Origin of the sequence: Streptomyces sp. NPDC053755, assembly GCF_040677675.1 — a bacterium.
In the GTDB taxonomy this organism is placed as follows: domain Bacteria; phylum Actinomycetota; class Actinomycetes; order Streptomycetales; family Streptomycetaceae; genus Streptomyces.
In genome coordinates this window covers 37,145-53,603 of the sequence record NZ_JBFASK010000028.1, presented here as the reverse complement: position 1 = coordinate 53,603, position 16,459 = coordinate 37,145, and the positions used below count along the sequence as shown (strand labels likewise).

The following is a 16,459-nucleotide window of genomic DNA, read 5'->3' as shown; positions in this document are numbered from 1 at the left end:
ATGGATCTTGGACTGAAGGACCGTGTGTACGTGGTGACCGGGGCGACGCGGGGGCTCGGCCGGGCCTCGGCCGAGGCACTGCTCGCGGAGGGCGCGAAAGTGGTGATCACCGGGCGCGAGGAGACGTCGGTCGCCGAGGCGGTGGACGAGCTGGGCCCGGGCGCGGCGGGCGTCGCCGCCGACAACGCCGACCCCGCGGCGGCCGGACGGGTGATCGCGGAGGCGCGGTCCCGCTTCGGGCGGTTCGACGGGATCCTGGTCAGCGTCGGCGGTCCGGCGCCGGGCTTCGGCGCGGACAACAGCGACGAGCAGTGGGCGTCGGCGTTCGACACGGTCTTCCTCGGCGCGGTGCGGATGGCCCGGACGGCGGCGGAGACGCTGACCGAGGGCGGGGTCATCGGCTTCGTCCTGTCGGGCTCGGTCCACGAACCGATCCCTGGGCTGACGATCTCCAACGGCCTCCGCCCGGGGCTCGCCGGTTTCGCCAAATCCCTGGCGAACGACCTGGGGCCGCGGGGCATCCGCATCGTCGGCGTCCTGCCCGGGCGCATCGACACCGACCGGATCCGCTCGCTGGACGCCCTCTCGGGCGACGCGGAGGCGGCCCGCACGGCGAGCGAGTCGACGATTCCGCTGCGCCGCTACGGCACGCCCGAGGAGTACGGCCGCACGGCGGCGTTCCTGCTGTCGCCCGCGGCCTCGTACGTGACGGGCGTGATGGTGCCGGTGGACGGCGGCGCCCGCCACGGCTTCTGAGCCGGACGGGCCCGGGGCGGCGGCCGGCGGCCCTGGGGAGGAGCCGGAGCGGTCACCCGGCCGGCCCGCCCGGTGCCGGCCAGGGCGGCCCGCTGGAGCGCCGGGGCGAAGCCGAGGACCGGCGGGCCCGCAGGCGGCAGCCGTCGGACGATGCGCTCAGCTGACCCGGCGGGCCCGGTGCTTGACCGCGCGCAGCCGGGCCTCGGCCGGCAGCGACTCCAGGCCGGCCGAGGTACGGGCGTGGGCCAGGGCCTCGTCGGTGAGGGAGGTCAGGGTCTCGCCCGGGGATGCCTGCGGTTCCAGGAGCAGGGCGACGCGGGCGCGCGGGGCCGTGCGGCGGCCCGTCAGGGCGATCCGGGCGCGGGAGACGCCGTCCTGCGCGGCGGCGTCCGCCTCCAGGACGTCCACCAACGCCCGGCCCCGTACCACCGCGCCCTCACCGTCGCCGGTCTCGACCAGGATCTCCGCGAGGCGGGCCCGGCGGAACTGGACGATCAGCCACCACAGGGCCAGGAGCACCAGGACGCCGAGGACGGCGATGACGACCGGCCACCACCAGCCCTCGTCCGCCCACCGTCGCCGGTCCGCCTCGGTCAGGAGGACGTCGGACGGGCCGGACCACGGCCACCAGGACGGCACGGACAGGTCGAGCGAGGCGGCGAGGACCGCCCCGCCGATCACGACAAGCAGCAGGCCCACCAGGCCGAGCACGATCCGGTTGACCCGGCGGAGAACGACCGTCATCCCCTCATCCCTTCTTCGGCGGACGAGCCACCCGTACCGTCGGCACCGGTGGTTGGGCGAGCCCGAGTTCCTCGATGCCCGTCGTGACCACGCGCTCCAGATCGCCGCGCACCTCGTCCAGTTCGCGGAAGTGCGCGACCGCCCGCACCGCGGCCTTCCGGCGCTTCACGCGGACCCGGACGGACTGCACGCCGGAGACCTCCATCGCCCGGTCCCGCAGGATGAGCGCGGCGGCGTCTCGGTCGAGTCCCGCCCGTACGTCGGCGTGTTCGCGCCGCATCGGCAGCACGGCACGCAGGCCGGGGGTGGCGGCGAGCAGGAGCAGCCACAGGCCGACGACCACGGCCGCGACGGCTCCGACCCGGATCCAGACGTCGTCCAGGGGGCGGGTCGCCAGTTCGTCGGCGAGGACGGTCCGCCATCGCATGGCCGTGCGCTCCGCCCTTACCGCGGCGATGTCGTAGAGGAGGAGTCCCGCGCCGCCGAGGACGACGGCCGCGAGGAGGGCGGCGGGGATCCGCCGTACGGCCCAGAAGCGGGGGGCGGGCGCGGTCGCCGGCCGCTGCTCCGGGGCGGGCACGCCACCGGTCCCGGCCCCGGCCGTGTCGTCGGCCTGGCCTGCCGGCTTGTCTTCGGCGTGGGCATCGGCGTTCATCGCACACTCCTCTTTCCGAACGCCTTGGCGGTGCGCGGGGAGTGCAGCCGCTCCACGTGGACGGCCACCTCGGGCACGTCGAGGCCCGCGAGCTCCCGCACCCGCTCGGTCACCCGCCGGCGCACGTCGCCGCACTGCCGGCCCAGATCGGTGGGATAGCCGAGTTCGAGGCTGATGGACACGCGTGCCGTGTCCCGGTGCACGACGACGGAGGCGTGCGGTGTCGTGCCGCCCGGCGGCAGGGTGCCGAGCGCCTCCCGGGCCGCCCGCGCGGCGATCTTCGCGACGACCCGGTCGGCGATCGTCGTCGCCCCGCGCCCGGCCGTCTCCTCGTGGTCCACGGCCACCCCGCGTCACCTCCGCCGGTCGCCGCGTTCACGGCTCCGGAAGAACTCTCCGGGTTCGAGGTCCCCGTCGAGGAACCGCCCTCCGATGAACCCGATCGCCCCCAGTGCCGCGACCAGGACGAACGCCCCGAAGCCGCCGAAGTACCCGGCGAAACCGAGGGCCATACCGGCCACCAAGCCGATCAACGTCATGCTCATACCGACCACCGACCCTTTCCGCCGAGCGCCCGCGGCTACTGAAGCCGCTGCTCCGGCTCCTCTTCCTCGTCCTCGGGCAACTTCACATCGCTGACCGCGATGTTCACTTCGACGACCTGCAGGCCGGTCATGCGCTCCACGGCGGCGATGACGTTCTCGCGCACCTCGCCGGCGACGTCGGAGATCGAGACGCCGTAGACGACGACGATCTCCAGGTCGAGAGCGGTCTGTACCTCACCGACCTCGGCCTTCACTCCCCGGGTGGCGTTGGACTTGGTGCCGCCACCGGGGACCTTGTCGCGCACGGCGCCGAAGGTACGGGACAGTCCGCTCCCCATGGCGTGGACCCCGTCGACGTCTCGGGCGGCGAGGCCGGCGATCTTCTCCACGACCCCGTCGGCGATCGTGGTCCGGCCGCGGGTGGCCGGGGCGCCGCCGCCGCGCTTGGTCATGGACGGTTCCTCAGGGCGTGCGGTCTCGCTCATGGCCGTTCATCCCTTCCGGGCAGTTATGGGCTTCCGTGCCCACATTAAGTGCGCTTGCCCCATTTCGCGCCGGGAATGCGGCAGGCTGGACCCATGACGACGGCTGAGAGTTGGGCGACGGCGGTACGGAGACGTCTGGGCCCGGGCAGGCTGCTGCCGCTCGGGGAGGCGACGGACGGCGCGTGGCTGACGGAGCGCGCGGCGCGAGGGGTGCTGCTCTCGGCCGCGGCGGCGGTGCGGGGCGCGGCGCCGGGGTCGCTGCGGGTGGGCCTGGTGGCGCCCAGCGGCGAGGAGCCGCTTCCCGTTCCGCCGGGCGGGTTGCCGCCGGGGCCGCTGCGGATCACGGCGGAGTTCGCGGCGACGGCCGGGATCCCGCTGCCGGGACTCGCGGAGGCGGTGCGGCAGGCACTGTTCTCCGCCGCGGGGACGGTGCTGGGCCTGGCGGTGACGGAGGTGGACCTCCGGGTGACGGGTCTCGTGGAGACGGAGGACGGCGGTCGGGACGAGCCGTCGGCCGCTCCCCCACCCGGGCGAACCTCTCCGGCCGCGGAGGACCCGGCGGCCCTGGAGGCGCTCGCGGTCGACGGCGTGGCGGCTCTGACGGACGTCCTGGGCGCTCCGGTCCATCGGAGTGAGGGCGCTCTGCGCGTGGAGCTGGCGGTGACGGCCGGCCACCGCGCCCTCGACGTCGCGCGAGCGGTCCGCACGCGCCTGACCGCGAGCGCCCCGCGGGGGACCGCGGTCACGGTCCTGGTCTCGGAGATCCGGTGACGTGACCACGGCCGCGGGAGGCCGGGCCCCGCGGAAGCACGCGGACGGACCCGGGATCCGGTGACATCACCACGGCCGCCGCAGGCCGGGCCCCGCGGCAGCACGTGGACGAACTCGCCGACGACCCGAGGGCGGGCCGGGCGAGTGGGTGCGGAGGGCGCTCAGTCGCCGAGGCCCGCGAGGTCGCGCAGGCGGCGGGCCTGGGCGGCGCGTTCGGCGGTGCGCTGCTCTTCGTAGGAGCGGCCGGAGACGCCCTGGAGCAGCGCCTTGGTCTCGACGACGGCGTCGCGGGGCGCGGCGAGCAGGGCGCCGCTCAGGTCCCGTACCGCGTCGTCCAGTTCGGAGGCGGGCACGGCGATGTTGGCGAGCCCGATCCGCTCGGCCTCGTCGGCCTGGACGAAGCGGCCGGTGGCGCAGATCTCGAGCGCGCGGGCGTAGCCGACGAGGGAGACGAGCGGGTGCGTGCCGGTGAGGTCCGGCACGAGGCCCAGACTGGTCTCGCGCATGGCGAACTGCACGTCCTCGGCGACGACCCGGAGGTCGCAGGCGAGGGCGAGCTGGAACCCGGCTCCGATGGCGTGTCCCTGGACGGCCGCGATCGACACGATGTCGCTGCGGCGCCACCAGGTGAACGCCTCCTGGTACTCGGCGATGACCGCGTCCAGGTCCTCGTCCGACCCGCGTGCCAGGTCCAGGAAGGACGGCTCCCCGTCGAAGCCCTCGGGCGTGAACGCCTGCCGGTCGAGCCCGGCGGAGAAGGACGCGCCCTCACCGCGCAGGACCACGATCCGCACGCTGCCCGGCAACGACCGGCCGGCCTCCGCCAACGCCCGCCACAGAGCGGGAGACTGGGCGTTGCGCTTCGCCGGATTGGTCAGGGTCACCGTGGCAACGGCGTCCTCGACGGTGAGCCGTACACCGTCCTTGTCGAACACGAGCACAGAGTCGAGCGAAGTCATGGGGCGCCTCCGGTTCCGGTGCAGCACTGCTAAGTGACTGCACAGTAACCACCCGGCCGACCACACGGTCGACCGGGTGGCCACCGCGAGAGACGGTGGGCCGGACGAGCCGCGCCCCGATGTCAGGCCGAGGCTGCCTTCTTGCCCCGTGTCGCTCCGCCGCGTCCACGCAGCGTGACTCCGGACTCGCTGAGCATCCGGTGGACGAATCCGTAGGAGCGACCGGTTTCCTCGGCCAGCGCCCGGATGCTCGCACCGGAGTCGTACTTCTTCTTCAGGTCTGCCGCGAGCTTGTCGCGCGCGGCGCCGGTCACCCGGCTGCCCTTCTTCAGAGTCTCGGCCACCCGTGCCTCCTCATGGGAAGTGCGCTCTGGACTTCTCATGATCACCCCTTCCGGACGTCCTGGCCACCCATTCGACAAGGTCTGTGGCACGAGGTTCGTGGACGGGGAGGGATTCACAGCGACCGGAATGCCATATTCCGTAGGGCGCGACCACCGCCTCACGGCCCGACGGGGCGCGAAGTGCCAGGTCAGCGGCGCGCCGGGGGAACGCGCGCGGGCGCGGCCCTGACGGAAGGATTCCGCACAAGGTCGCGCCCGAGGGATGAGACGCCCTCACTCAGATGAAGGATCGGCGATGAGCCGAATGATCCATACCGAGATGATCAGGCGAGGGCCACCAGGTCCGCGTAGTCCGCACCCCACAGGTCCTCGACGCCGTCCGGGAGCAGGATGATCCGCTCCGGCTGGAGCGCCTCGACGGCACCCTCGTCGTGGGTGACGAGCACGACCGCCCCCTTGTAGGTGCGCAGCGCGCCCAGGATCTCCTCGCGGCTGGCGGGGTCGAGGTTGTTGGTCGGCTCGTCCAGGAGCAGCACGTTCGCCGAGGAGACGACGAGGGTCGCGAGAGCGAGACGGGTCTTCTCACCGCCGGAGAGCACGCCGGCCGGCTTGTCCACGTCGTCGCCGGAGAAGAGGAAGGAGCCGAGCACCTTGCGCACCTCGACCAGGTCGAGGTCGGGGGCGGAGGAACGCATGTTCTCCAGGACCGAGCGCTCCGGGTCGAGCGTCTCGTGCTCCTGGGCGTAGTAGCCGAGCTTCAGGCCGTGGCCGGGGGTGACCTCGCCGGTGTCGGGCTGCTCGACGCCGCCGAGCAGTCGCAGCAGGGTCGTCTTGCCCGCGCCGTTGAGGCCCAGGATGACGACGCGCGAGCCCTTGTCGATGGCGAGGTCCACATCGGTGAAGATCTCGAGCGAGCCGTAGGACTTCGAGAGGCCCTCGGCCGTCAACGGGGTCTTGCCGCAGGGCGCCGGGTCCGGGAAGCGCAGCTTGGCGACCTTGTCGGAGACCCGGACCGCGTCCAGGCCGGACAGGAGGCGCTCGGCACGCTTGGCCATGTTCTGCGCGGCGACCGTCTTGGTCGCCTTGGCGCGCATCTTGTCGGCCTGGGAGTTGAGGGCCGCGGCCTTCTTCTCGGCGTTCTGGCGCTCGCGCTTGCGGCGCTTCTCGTCGGCCTCGCGCTGCTGCTGGTAGAGCTTCCAGCCCATGTTGTAGACGTCGATCGCCGAGCGGTTGGCGTCGAGGTAGAAGACCTTGTTCACGACCGTCTCGACCAGGTCGACGTCGTGGGAGATGACGATGAAGCCGCCGCGGTAGGTCTTGAGGTAGTCGCGCAGCCAGACGATCGAGTCGGCGTCGAGGTGGTTCGTGGGCTCGTCGAGGAGGAGGGTGTCGGCGTCCGAGAAGAGGATCCGGGCCAGCTCGATCCGGCGGCGCTGACCGCCGGAGAGCGTGTGCAGCGGCTGGCCGAGGACGCGGTCGGGCAGGCCGAGGGCGGCGGCGATGGTGGACGCCTCGGCCTCGGCGGCGTACCCGCCCTTGGTGAGGAACTCGGTCTCCTGGCGCTCGTACTGCTTCATGGCCTTCTCGCGGGTGGCCCCGGAGCCGGTCGCGATGCGCTCCTCGTTCTGCCGCATCTTGCGCAGCAGCACGTCGAGGCCGCGCGCGGAGAGGATGCGGTCGCGGGCCAGCACGTCGAGGTCGCCGGTGCGCGGGTCCTGCGGGAGGTAGCCGACCTCGCCGGAGCGGGTGATGGTGCCCCCCGCGGGCATGCCCTCGCCGGCGAGGCACTTGGTGAGGGTGGTCTTGCCCGCGCCGTTGCGGCCCACGAGGCCGATGCGGTCGCCCTTGGCGATGCGGAAGGAAGCGGACTCGATGAGAATGCGGGCGCCGGCGCGCAGCTCGATGCCGGAAGCGGTGATCACGGACAGACTCCAGGGCGGGTTTGGACGGCGGAAGGGCTCTCGAAGGCGGTTCGACGCCGCTAATGCACGAGGAGAATGGCCATACGGCCAGTCTAACGGGCCCATGCAACTGCTTTTCGGCCATGCTCCCGCGACGGTCACAGCCCACCGTTCCCGCACATGCCGGTCAAAAGGGGCGATCCCCTGCGGGCTGCTCGATACTCGGGCCCAGGGCGGCGGCCCCCGCCGCGGCAGAGACGCGGAGGGCGGTGGCCCGTGCAGTTCGACGACGACGCCAATCTGGACACCTCGGAGGTGCGGGACGTCCGCGGCAGCCGCATCCCCGGCGGCCGGGCCACCGTCGGCGGCGGTGTCGTCGCGTTCGTCGCGCTCATCCTCGGCATGCTCTTCGGCGTGGGGCCCGAGCAGCTGGGCCTGACCTCCGGCGACCCGGCGCCCGTGGCCACCTCGTCGTCCGCGGCCGAGGTGGAGCGCAGCTGCCGGACCGGCGCCGACGCCAACGCCCGCGACGACTGCCGGATCGTCGGGGTCGTCAACAGCGTGCAGGACTTCTGGCGGGCGGAGTACGCCCGCCGGGGCGGCCGGTACGGGGACGCGCGCACGGTGGTGTTCAGCGACCGCGTCGGCACGGCCTGTGGCACGGCCACGTCGGCGGTCGGGCCGTTCTACTGTCCCGGCGACCGGCAGGTCTATCTGGACCTGGGCTTCTTCGACGAGCTGCGGACCACCTTCGGGGCGAGCGGCGGCCCGTTCGCCCAGGCGTACGTGGTGGCGCACGAGTACGGCCACCACGTGCAGAACATGATGGGCACGCTGGCCGGCGCCCAGGACGGCCGGCAGGGCGCCGGCTCCCAGGCCGTGCGGGTCGAACTGCAGGCGGACTGCTACGCCGGCGTGTGGGCGCGGCACGCGACGACCACCCCGGACGAGAAGACCGGGCGGCCCCTGCTGACCGGAGTGACGGAAGCGGACATCCGGGACGGGCTCGACGCGGCGGCCGCGGTGGGCGACGACCGGATCCAGGAGAGGTTCCAGGGCCGGGTGACCCCGGAGAGCTGGACCCACGGCTCGGCGGCGCAGCGGCAGCAGTGGTTCTCCACCGGCTTCAGGACCGGCGACATGGCGCGGTGCGACACCTTCCGCTGATTGTCGGCGGCGACTGCGAGACTGAGATCCAGGTCACATTCCGACGTGGACCGACGAGAAGGAGTGATCGGGATGGCTGAGGCACCCCATATCTGTCCGACGCTGGCGTACCAGGACGCGAAGGCCGCGATCAAGCTGCTGACCGAGGCGTTCGGCTTCACCGACACCGCGGTGTACGAAGGCGAGGACGGCAAGGTCATGCATGCCGAGCTGTCGTACGGCAACGGCATGGTGATGCTCGGCAGCAAGGGCACCGGGAGCGAGTTCGACAAGCTGATGGCCGACGCCGGCCCGGTCGGGGTGTTCGTCCACGTGGACGACGTGGACGAACACCACGCGCGTGCGGCGCAGCACGGGGTCGAGATCCTGATGCCGCCCACGGACCAGGAGTACGGCTCGCGGGACTACATGGCCCGGGACGCCGAGGGCAACATCTGGAGCTTCGGGACGTACACCCCGGGTGTCGCCGCCGGATGAGGGCCGGCCCGCCGGGCCCGCGGCCCCGCGGCGTCCTCTCGGGACACGGCCGGGGTCACGATCCCCCGGTGTGGACCTGGAAGGCCGCCCGGCGGACCGCCTTGGCCAGGGCCGGGTCGGGGTGCGCGGCGGCGAGGGCGACGAGGACCTGGACCGTGCGCGGGTGGCCGACCGCCCGGACCTCGTCGAGGAGGGCCGGAACCGTGCCCTGCACGGCGGAGTCGAGATGGCGCACCAGCAGCGCGCTCTCGCCGTGGTCGGCGACGGCCGCGGCGGTGTCCACCCAGAGCCAGGTGGCCTCCTCGCGGGTGAGCACGTCCGGGGCGTCGTCGGGGTCGGCGCCGTCGTACTCGGCCAGCCAGAGCAGGGCGTACGGGCGGAGCGAGGCCTCCTGCACGGCGGCCCGGACCTCGGCCTCGGCGGGGGCTCCCACGACCCGGAGCGCCTCGAAGGCGAGGCCGCGCAGCAGGGCGTCCTCACCGCGGGCCACGGCCAGGAGTTCGGTCACGGCGCTGGAGAGGGTGCGCGCGGCGAGCCAGGCGCGGTACTCGTCGCGGGCGGGGCCCGGAGTGAGGCGGGCGCAGCCGCGGAGCATGTCCTCGGCGGACTGCTCGATGTTGCCGGCCGGGCTCTGGGCCGCGACGCAGATCTGTTCCAGCTTGACCCAGACCGCCCAGTTGCCCAGGGGGGTCAGGGTGGCCTGGCCGTCGCCCAGGGTGAGCGCGCCGACGGCGGCGAGACCGTCCAGGGCCCAGTCGAGCAGGGCGGGGAGGCCGTCGGTGCCGCCCTCCGCGGAGTCGGCCGCTCCGCCGTCGGCGGAGGCGTCGGTGCCGGGCGCGGGGGCGGCGGCCCCCTGGGCGGGGACCTCGCAGCGCTCCTCGCGCAGCTCCTGGACGCGCTGCCGGAGCAGGTCCAGCAGGGCCGGGACGAGCACCGGCCCGGCCGAGAGCTGGAGCAGGGAGAGCACCTGGGGGACGGCCTCGACGACCTCGGCGACGGCGCTGGGCGGCACGTCCCCGGGGGCGGGGTGGACGAGGGACCAGGCGTCGAAGAGGGCGACCCAGCCGCGCAGGACGGCGGAGTCGTCGCGGTCCCAGGCGTGCAGCCGCCAGCCGGGGCGCGCGGTGGCGCCGTGGAGCTCCACGAGGCCGGCGAGCCGGGCGCGGTCCCAGCCGGTGCGCACCTGGCCGGGCGTCAGGTCGAGGGCCGCCGCGGCGCGTTCCTGCGCGGAGCGGGCCTCGAGGCCGGCCGGAGGGGTGTAGTCGGCCTCGCGGTCGACGGCGGCCCAGCGGGCGATCCGTACGGCGTCGGCCAGGACGGTCCGCGCCTGGCGGGCCAGTTCCGCGCGGGGCGGAGTGCCCTCGGGCGGCCTCGGCGCCGGCCGGGTGCGCCGCGTCGTCACGGCCCGTCGGGCGGTGGCCAGTGCCCGCGGACGGACGAGTCGGAGTCTGGAGTTGCGCGCCATTTGCTCATCAGGCTTTCGAGACGTCACGAGGGCAGTCTTCCCGCTGACGGCCCGAAAGCCCAATCGGAATGCGGATCATCGTCAGACGTGGCGGCGCGGCGACGCGGGGCGCGGCCGGGCACGCCCCGGAGCGTGTCCGGAATGTACGGGCACCCACCGGAAGGCCGAGCCCGGCGGGCGGGCCGGGGCGGGACTCCCGGGACACGCCCTGGGGGCGTCCTGCCGAGCGGGCCGGATCGGCGACCCCGGCAGGACACGCCTTGCGTCGCCCCCTAGAGCAGCGGGGTGAGGAAGCGCCGCAGGGTCTCCTCGTAGCGGACCGGGTCGGCGTTCCACATGGCGGCGTGGGGCGCCTGGTGGACCGGCTGAAGGGTGACCAGTTCGGGGCGGCGCGCGGCCAGTTCGAGGGAGGCTTCCCAGGGGGCGAGGGTGTCGTCGGGGCCGTGGAAGACCAGGGTCGGCACGCGGAGGCCGGCCGGGTCCGGGGGGTCCGGCAGCCGGTCGCCGCGCCGCCCCGACCTGCTCTGGGCCGCGTGGACGGCGAACGGCAGCAGTGGCCGGGGAACCCGGCGGGCCGCGGCGAGGTGGCGCAGCGTGGCCTGCGGGTCGAGGACCGGGGAGTCGAGCACGAGGCCGCGGACGCTGTCCCGTACGCCCGAGTCGGCGGCGGCCCGCAGGGCCATGGTGGCGCCGGTCCCCCAGCCGTGCAGCACGACGTCCACGGCGCCCCGGCGGACGGCGTAGCGGATGGCCGCGTCGACGTCCCGCCACGCGGAGTCGCCGAGGTGGGCGAGCCCGTCCGGGGAGGCCGGCGCGCCCTCGTCGCCGCGGTGGGCGACGCACAGGACGGGGATCTGCCGGCGGGTGAGGAAGGGGACGAGGTTGAGGGGGTGCCGGCGGCTGGTTCCGAGGCCGTGCACGGCGATGACCCAGGTGGGGCGGGGGCCGGGGATCAGCCAGCCGGGCAGGCTGCCCAGCTCGCCGGGGATCTCGACGTCCTCGTAGACGACGCCGACGGCGGTGCGGGGGGTGCCGGAGTGCAGCTCGGGGGTGAGCCGGACGCGGGCGCCGGGTTCGAGGGTGCCGAGCTCGACGCGCTCCAGACGCCGCACGACGGTGTCGGCGGTGTGCGGGACGCGGTCGAGGACGGGGCCGACGAAGCCGTGGAAGTCGGGACCCTCGATGCCGTACGTCCCGGGACGCAGGGAGGCGAGGCTGCGGGTCAGGGTGACCGTGCCGGGGCCGGTGGCGTGCACGGTGAGGCGTGGGTCTCCGGGCATGGGCCGCCCGGACGCCGCCTTGAGGGCGGCGTCGCCCGCGTAACGGCCGACCGCCACCGCGGCCGCGCCGACACCGATCAGAGTGGTGACGGCCGCTGCCGTCGCTGTAGCCGGGCGCACCGTCCCAGTGTCGGTACGCGGGCGGCGGACTGCCACCCGGGAAGCACGGCGGGCCGGGCGCGACGCCGCGCGGGAGGCGCCCTGGCGGCGGGTCGCCCCTCGGGGACCGCGTGCGACCGGCGCGTTGTCCCAGGGGACGCGCGAACGGCCACGGGAGAGTGACATGGGTCACTCCGGCGGGTCCCTCGTGCGGTTGAACCGGTGCACGCGCGGTCCACGGGCTGACACGGGGCGTGCGGAGCGGAAAGGAGGGAAGTCGCGTGTGCCCCGGTACGGCCCGGATTACCCGGGGTTGCGCGGTGACCGCATCGTGGACGGAAACCGCCTCCGGGACCGTAAGCGGAATGCGCCGACACCGGATCGGGTCACCACACCGCCCGGCCCAGTTCATCTTCCGTTCACCCAGGTTGCTTACGTTCGACGAGCCACTGACGTCAAACGATTGCCTGGGTAAATGGAACACATCACGCTGCTGCTCGCGATTGTGGTCGTGACAGCTCTCGTGTTCGATTTCACGAACGGTTTCCACGACACCGCCAACGCGATGGCGACGACCATCTCGACCGGTGCCCTCAAGCCCAAGACGGCGGTGGCCATGTCCGCCGTGCTCAACCTGGTCGGCGCGTTCCTGTCCGTGGAGGTCGCCAAGACGATCTCCGGCGGGATCATCAACGAACAGGGCATTCGTACCGAAGTGATCTTCGCGGCGCTCGTCGGCGCCATCCTCTGGAATCTGCTGACCTGGCTGCTCGGCCTGCCGTCCAGCTCCTCCCACGCCCTCTTCGGCGGACTCATCGGCGCGGCCGTGATGTCGGCCGGCTGGTCGGCCGTGAACGGCTCGACCATCGTCACCAAGGTCCTCATCCCCGCGATCGCCGCGCCGCTCGTCGCCGGCCTCGCCGCGATGGTGGCCACCCGCCTGACGTACCGCATCGGCGCCAGGACCGACGAGAAGCACACGGCCAAGGGCTACCGCGCCGGCCAGATCGCCTCCGCCGGTCTCGTCTCCCTCGCCCACGGCACCAACGACGCGCAGAAGACGATGGGTGTCATCACCCTGGCGCTGGTCACCGGCGGCGTCCTCGTCCCGGGCTCCAACCCTCCCATGTGGGTCGTCGTCTCCGCCGGTGTCGCCATCGCTCTCGGCACCTACCTCGGCGGCTGGCGCATCATCCGCACCATGGGCAAGGGCCTCACCGACCTGCGGCCGCAGCAGGGCTTCGCCGCCCAGACCAGCGCCGCCACGGTCATCCTGGCCTCCTCGAACCTGGGCTTCTCGCTCTCCACCACCCAGTCCTGCTCGGGTGCCGTGATGGGCGCGGGCCTCGGCCGCAAGGGCGGCGTGGTCCGCTGGTCGACCGCCACCCGGATGTTCGTCGCCTGGGGCCTGACCCTTCCCGCGGCGGGCCTGGTCGCCGCCGGCGCCGAGTTCCTCACCCAGCAGGGCACCTGGGGCATCGTCGCCGTCGCCGTCCTGCTGATCGCCGGCTCCGGAGTCATCTGGGCGCTCTCGCGCCGCAAGCCGGTCGACCACCACAACGTCACCGACGACGACACCGACGAGCCCGCGGGCGTCGTGACCACCGCCATCGCGGCCGTCACCCCGCCGCCGGCCGGTTCCGTCGCCGCCGTCGCGGACGAGGACCTCAAGACCACCATCCCCTCGCCGGCCCCCACGGACCCGGCAGCCCCCGCGGCCCCCGCCGCCGCGGTGTAAGGACGAACCACATGAAGATCGACTGGGCAGCTCTCGGCTCCGTCTTCGGAGTCAGCCTCGTGGCGACCGTCGCCCTCGTGGGCCTGTTCACCCTCGGCATCGTCGGCCTCTCCAAGCAGGAGCAGGCCGCCGCCCGGGGAGGCTCCGCCACCCTGGCCCGCACCGGCGCGTACGCCTGCTTCGCACTCTGCGCGGCGGCCGTCGCGTACGGCATCTACCTGATCGTCGTCTGACGCGTCACGACACCACCGCCGGGCGGGTCGCACCGAAAGGTGCGGCCCGCCCGGACGTCGTTGTGGGGCTTCGCACACTCTCCCGCCGCAGGTCAAGGGTGAGTTGACGGCTGTTCGCGCCGCGTGGTGGACTTCCGGGGCCATTTACGGCGGCAGAAGAGGAAGTCCGGTGCGAATCCGGCGCGGTCCCGCCACTGTGACCGGGGAGCTGATCCCCGGGAGCCAGGAACTCTCACCGCCGGTCACGTCGAGCCAGGGCGCGGACCCTGAGTGAGGACACAGCGCCATGCCTGGCCGCAGAGCAGCCACCGGTGTATTCGCGTCCACGGACGTCTTCGCGTACGGCGCCTCCGCCGGACTGGCCGTGGACCTGCTCCTCGGCGATCCGCGCCGCGGCCATCCCGTCGCCGCGTTCGGCAGGACCGCCGGAGCCGTCGAGAGCCTCCTGCGGCGCGACCACCGCGGGTGGGGCGCGCTGCACACCGCCGTCTGCGTGGGCGGCACGGCCGCCCTGGGCGCCCTCGCCGCCCGTACCGTACGGAACCGGCCCGCCGCGTCCGCCGCCCTGACCGCCGCCGCCGTGTGGGCCGTCGTCGGGGGCACGACCCTGGGCCGGGAGGCCCGGGCCGTCGGCGGGGCGCTGGCCGCCGGAGACCTGGACGTGGCCCGCGAGCGGCTGCCGCATCTGTGCGGCCGCGATCCGCAGGCCCTGGACGGTCCCGCGATGGCCCGCGCGGTCGTGGAGTCCGTCGCCGAGAACACCTCCGACGCGGTCGTCGGCGCCCTGGTGTGGGGCGCCGTGGCCGGTGTCCCGGGGCTCGTCGGCTTCCGGGCCGTGAACACCCTGGACGCCATGGTCGGCCACAAGTCCCCCGCCTACCGCCGCTTCGGCTGGGCCTCGGCCCGGCTCGACGACCTCGCCGGCTGGCCGGGAGCGCGGCTGACGGCCGTGCTCGCCGCGGCCGCGGGCGGCGATCCCCGCGGGGCGCTGCGGGCCTGGCGCGCCGACGCGGCCGCGCATCCGAGCCCCAACGCCGGCCCCGTCGAGGCCGCCTTCGCCGGAGCGCTCGGCGTGCGGCTGGGAGGGACGCTGTCGTACGGCGGCCGGGTGGAACACCGGCCGGTGCTCAACGCGGAGGGCCGGGACGTGGACGTGGCGGACATCGAGCGTGCCGTACGGCTGTCGCGCCGGGTGACCTGGCTGACGCTGGCGGTCTGTGCGACCGGACGGGCCCTGGCGGGCGCGATGAAGCGGAGGAACGCATGACAGGCGGGGGGCTGCTGGTCGCCGGGACCACGTCCGACGCGGGCAAGAGCGTCGTCACGGCGGGGATCTGCCGCTGGCTGGTGCGCAAGGGGGTGAAGGTCGCGCCGTTCAAGGGGCAGAACATGTCCCTGAACTCCTTCGTGACCAGACAGGGCGCGGAGATCGGCCGGGCGCAGGCCATGCAGGCGCAGGCCGCGCGGGTGGAGCCGACCGCCCTGATGAACCCGGTGCTGCTCAAGCCGGGCAGCGACCGCTCCAGCCAGGTCGTGCTGATGGGCAGGCCGGTGGGCGAGCTGAGCGCCCGGGGATTCTTCGGAGGGCCCGGCGGGTCGTCCCCCGGGAAGCTGCTGCACGGAGGACGGCGGCAGGAACTCTTCGAGCCGGTCCTCGCGTGCCTGGAGGAGCTGCGGAGCACGTATGACGCCGTGATCTGCGAGGGGGCGGGCAGTCCGGCCGAGATCAACCTGCGGCGCACGGACATCGTGAACATGGGCATCGCGCGGGCCGCGCGGCTGCCGGTGCTCGTGGTCGGCGACATCGACCGGGGCGGGGTGTTCGCCCAGTTCTTCGGGACCACGGCGCTCCTGGCGCCCGAGGACCAGGAGCTGATCGCGGGCTATCTCGTGAACAAGTTCCGGGGGGACGTCTCGCTGCTCGAACCCGGGCTCGACATGCTGCTCGGCCTCACGGGGCGGCGGACGTACGGCGTCCTGCCCTACGCCCACGGCCTCGGCATCGACGAGGAGGACGGACTGCGGGTCTCCCTGCGGGGCGCGGTGCGCGAGTCCGTCGTGGCGCCGCCGCTCGGCGAGGACGTGCTGCGGGTCGCGGTCTGCGCCGTGCCGCTGATGTCCAACTTCACCGATGTGGACGCGCTGGCGGCCGAACCGGGCGTGGTCGTGCGGTTCGTGGACCGGGCCGAGGAGCTCGTCGACGCGGACCTGGTGGTCGTGCCGGGCACGCGCGGGACCGTGAAGGCGCTGGCCTGGCTGCGGGAACGCGGCCTCGCCGACGCGCTGGCCCGGCGCGCGGCGGAGGGCCGGCCGGTGCTCGGCATCTGCGGCGGCTTCCAGGTCCTCGGCGTCCGCATCGAGGACGACGTCGAGTCGAAGGCGGGCGCCGTGGACGGGCTCGGGCTGCTGCCCGTCCACGTCCGCTTCGCGCCCGAGAAGACCCTGGCCCGGCCGGTCGGGGAGGCGCTGGGCGAGCGGGTGGAGGGATACGAGATCCACCACGGCATCGCCCGGGTGGACGGCGGCGAACCGTTTCTGGACGGCTGCCGGGTCGGCTCCGTCTGGGGCACCCACTGGCACGGCTCGCTGGAGAGCGACGGCTTCCGCCGGGCGTTCCTGCGAGAGGTCGCGGCGGCGGCCGGGCGCCGTTTCGTACCGGCGCCGGACACGAGCTTCGGAACCCTGCGCGAGGAGCAGCTGGACCGCCTCGGCGACCTGATCGAGGAGCACGCGGACACGGACGCGCTGCTGCGGCTCATCGAGAACGGCCCGCCGGCCGGGCTGCCGTTCATCCCTCCGGGCGCACCGTGACGCCCCGCCCCGCCCGACCCCCACGAGTT

Annotated in this window: 18 protein-coding genes and 1 riboswitch; of the genes, 8 read left to right on the top strand and 10 right to left on the bottom strand. The window is 73.9% G+C overall.

Annotated elements, in window-relative coordinates:
• Positions 1 to 756 (top strand): SDR family oxidoreductase, encoded by a 756-nt coding sequence (locus AB0K65_RS24385; protein ID WP_365719908.1) that lies wholly within the window; start codon positions 1 to 3, stop codon positions 754 to 756.
• A 156-nt stretch (positions 757 to 912) separates the two neighbouring features.
• Here the strand turns inward: AB0K65_RS24385 and amaP are convergent, their stop codons facing one another.
• The 5 genes from amaP to AB0K65_RS24360 are packed head-to-tail and all read right to left on the bottom strand — an operon-like array spanning position 913 to position 3,185.
• Complete coding sequence (gene amaP / locus AB0K65_RS24380) at positions 913 to 1,500, bottom strand: alkaline shock response membrane anchor protein AmaP (RefSeq protein WP_365719906.1); 588 nt, start codon at positions 1,498 to 1,500, stop codon at positions 913 to 915.
• Positions 1,501 to 1,504: 4 nt separating this feature from the next.
• Positions 1,505 to 2,155: a DUF6286 domain-containing protein gene (locus AB0K65_RS24375; protein ID WP_365719904.1), complete on the bottom strand. Its 651-nt coding sequence runs from the start codon at positions 2,153 to 2,155 to the stop codon at positions 1,505 to 1,507.
• The gene (locus AB0K65_RS24370) at positions 2,152 to 2,502 is read right to left on the bottom strand and encodes an Asp23/Gls24 family envelope stress response protein (protein WP_365719902.1); all 351 of its coding nucleotides are present in this window, start codon (positions 2,500 to 2,502) and stop codon (positions 2,152 to 2,154) included. The genes AB0K65_RS24375 and AB0K65_RS24370 overlap by 4 nt, the downstream gene beginning before the upstream one ends.
• Before the next feature lie 6 nt (positions 2,503 to 2,508).
• Entirely contained in the window at positions 2,509 to 2,700 is a 192-nt protein-coding gene (locus tag AB0K65_RS24365) for a hypothetical protein (protein WP_365719900.1), read from the bottom strand.
• A 35-nt stretch (positions 2,701 to 2,735) separates the two neighbouring features.
• Positions 2,736 to 3,185: an Asp23/Gls24 family envelope stress response protein gene (locus AB0K65_RS24360; RefSeq protein WP_365719898.1), complete on the bottom strand. Its 450-nt coding sequence runs from the start codon at positions 3,183 to 3,185 to the stop codon at positions 2,736 to 2,738.
• 93 nt (positions 3,186 to 3,278) lie between these two features.
• Here AB0K65_RS24360 and AB0K65_RS24355 point away from each other — a divergent pair, with 93 nt between their 5' ends.
• Positions 3,279 to 3,956, top strand: a complete 678-nt coding sequence (locus AB0K65_RS24355) for a hypothetical protein (RefSeq protein WP_365719896.1) — start codon at positions 3,279 to 3,281, stop codon at positions 3,954 to 3,956.
• Between the two features lie 161 nt (positions 3,957 to 4,117).
• Here the strand turns inward: AB0K65_RS24355 and AB0K65_RS24350 are convergent, their stop codons facing one another.
• From AB0K65_RS24350 to AB0K65_RS24340, 3 genes are all read right to left on the bottom strand, one after another.
• Positions 4,118 to 4,915 carry an enoyl-CoA hydratase/isomerase family protein gene (locus tag AB0K65_RS24350; protein WP_365719894.1) on the bottom strand — a complete coding sequence of 266 codons (798 nt, stop codon included), beginning with the start codon at positions 4,913 to 4,915 and terminating at the stop codon, positions 4,118 to 4,120.
• 122 nt (positions 4,916 to 5,037) lie between these two features.
• The gene (locus AB0K65_RS24345) at positions 5,038 to 5,259 is read right to left on the bottom strand and encodes a helix-turn-helix domain-containing protein (RefSeq protein WP_006123601.1); all 222 of its coding nucleotides are present in this window, start codon (positions 5,257 to 5,259) and stop codon (positions 5,038 to 5,040) included.
• A 323-nt stretch (positions 5,260 to 5,582) separates the two neighbouring features.
• A complete protein-coding gene (locus tag AB0K65_RS24340) occupies positions 5,583 to 7,181 on the bottom strand; it encodes an ABC-F family ATP-binding cassette domain-containing protein (protein ID WP_365719892.1) in 1,599 nt (532 codons plus the stop codon).
• A 255-nt stretch (positions 7,182 to 7,436) separates the two neighbouring features.
• Here AB0K65_RS24340 and AB0K65_RS24335 point away from each other — a divergent pair, with 255 nt between their 5' ends.
• Positions 7,437 to 8,327 carry a neutral zinc metallopeptidase gene (locus tag AB0K65_RS24335; RefSeq protein WP_365719890.1) on the top strand — a complete coding sequence of 297 codons (891 nt, stop codon included), beginning with the start codon at positions 7,437 to 7,439 and terminating at the stop codon, positions 8,325 to 8,327.
• A gap of 72 nt (positions 8,328 to 8,399) precedes the next feature.
• Positions 8,400 to 8,804 carry a VOC family protein gene (locus AB0K65_RS24330; RefSeq protein WP_365719888.1) on the top strand — a complete coding sequence of 135 codons (405 nt, stop codon included), beginning with the start codon at positions 8,400 to 8,402 and terminating at the stop codon, positions 8,802 to 8,804.
• A gap of 55 nt (positions 8,805 to 8,859) precedes the next feature.
• Here AB0K65_RS24330 and AB0K65_RS24325 read toward each other — a convergent pair whose 3' ends face one another.
• Both AB0K65_RS24325 and AB0K65_RS24320 read right to left on the bottom strand, forming a co-directional pair.
• Positions 8,860 to 10,269, bottom strand: a complete 1,410-nt coding sequence (locus AB0K65_RS24325; protein WP_365719886.1) for a hypothetical protein — start codon at positions 10,267 to 10,269, stop codon at positions 8,860 to 8,862.
• 272 nt (positions 10,270 to 10,541) lie between these two features.
• Entirely contained in the window at positions 10,542 to 11,669 is a 1,128-nt protein-coding gene (locus tag AB0K65_RS24320) for a hypothetical protein (protein WP_365719884.1), read from the bottom strand.
• 454 nt (positions 11,670 to 12,123) lie between these two features.
• Between AB0K65_RS24320 and AB0K65_RS24315 the strand changes: the two genes are divergently transcribed.
• The 4 genes from AB0K65_RS24315 (at position 12,124) to AB0K65_RS24300 (ending at position 16,430) form a co-directional block, all read left to right on the top strand.
• The gene (locus AB0K65_RS24315) at positions 12,124 to 13,386 is read left to right on the top strand and encodes an inorganic phosphate transporter (RefSeq protein WP_365719882.1); all 1,263 of its coding nucleotides are present in this window, start codon (positions 12,124 to 12,126) and stop codon (positions 13,384 to 13,386) included.
• Between the two features lie 11 nt (positions 13,387 to 13,397).
• Positions 13,398 to 13,619: a hypothetical protein gene (locus AB0K65_RS24310; RefSeq protein WP_365719880.1), complete on the top strand. Its 222-nt coding sequence runs from the start codon at positions 13,398 to 13,400 to the stop codon at positions 13,617 to 13,619.
• Between the two features lie 108 nt (positions 13,620 to 13,727).
• Positions 13,728 to 13,873: riboswitch (cobalamin riboswitch) on the top strand.
• A 32-nt stretch (positions 13,874 to 13,905) separates the two neighbouring features.
• Positions 13,906 to 14,886 (top strand): cobalamin biosynthesis protein, encoded by a 981-nt coding sequence (locus tag AB0K65_RS24305; RefSeq protein WP_365719878.1) that lies wholly within the window; start codon positions 13,906 to 13,908, stop codon positions 14,884 to 14,886.
• The gene (locus tag AB0K65_RS24300; RefSeq protein WP_365719876.1) at positions 14,883 to 16,430 is read left to right on the top strand and encodes a cobyric acid synthase; all 1,548 of its coding nucleotides are present in this window, start codon (positions 14,883 to 14,885) and stop codon (positions 16,428 to 16,430) included. Before AB0K65_RS24305 ends, AB0K65_RS24300 begins: the two co-directional genes overlap by 4 nt.
• Positions 16,431 to 16,459: the final 29 nt, after the last annotated feature.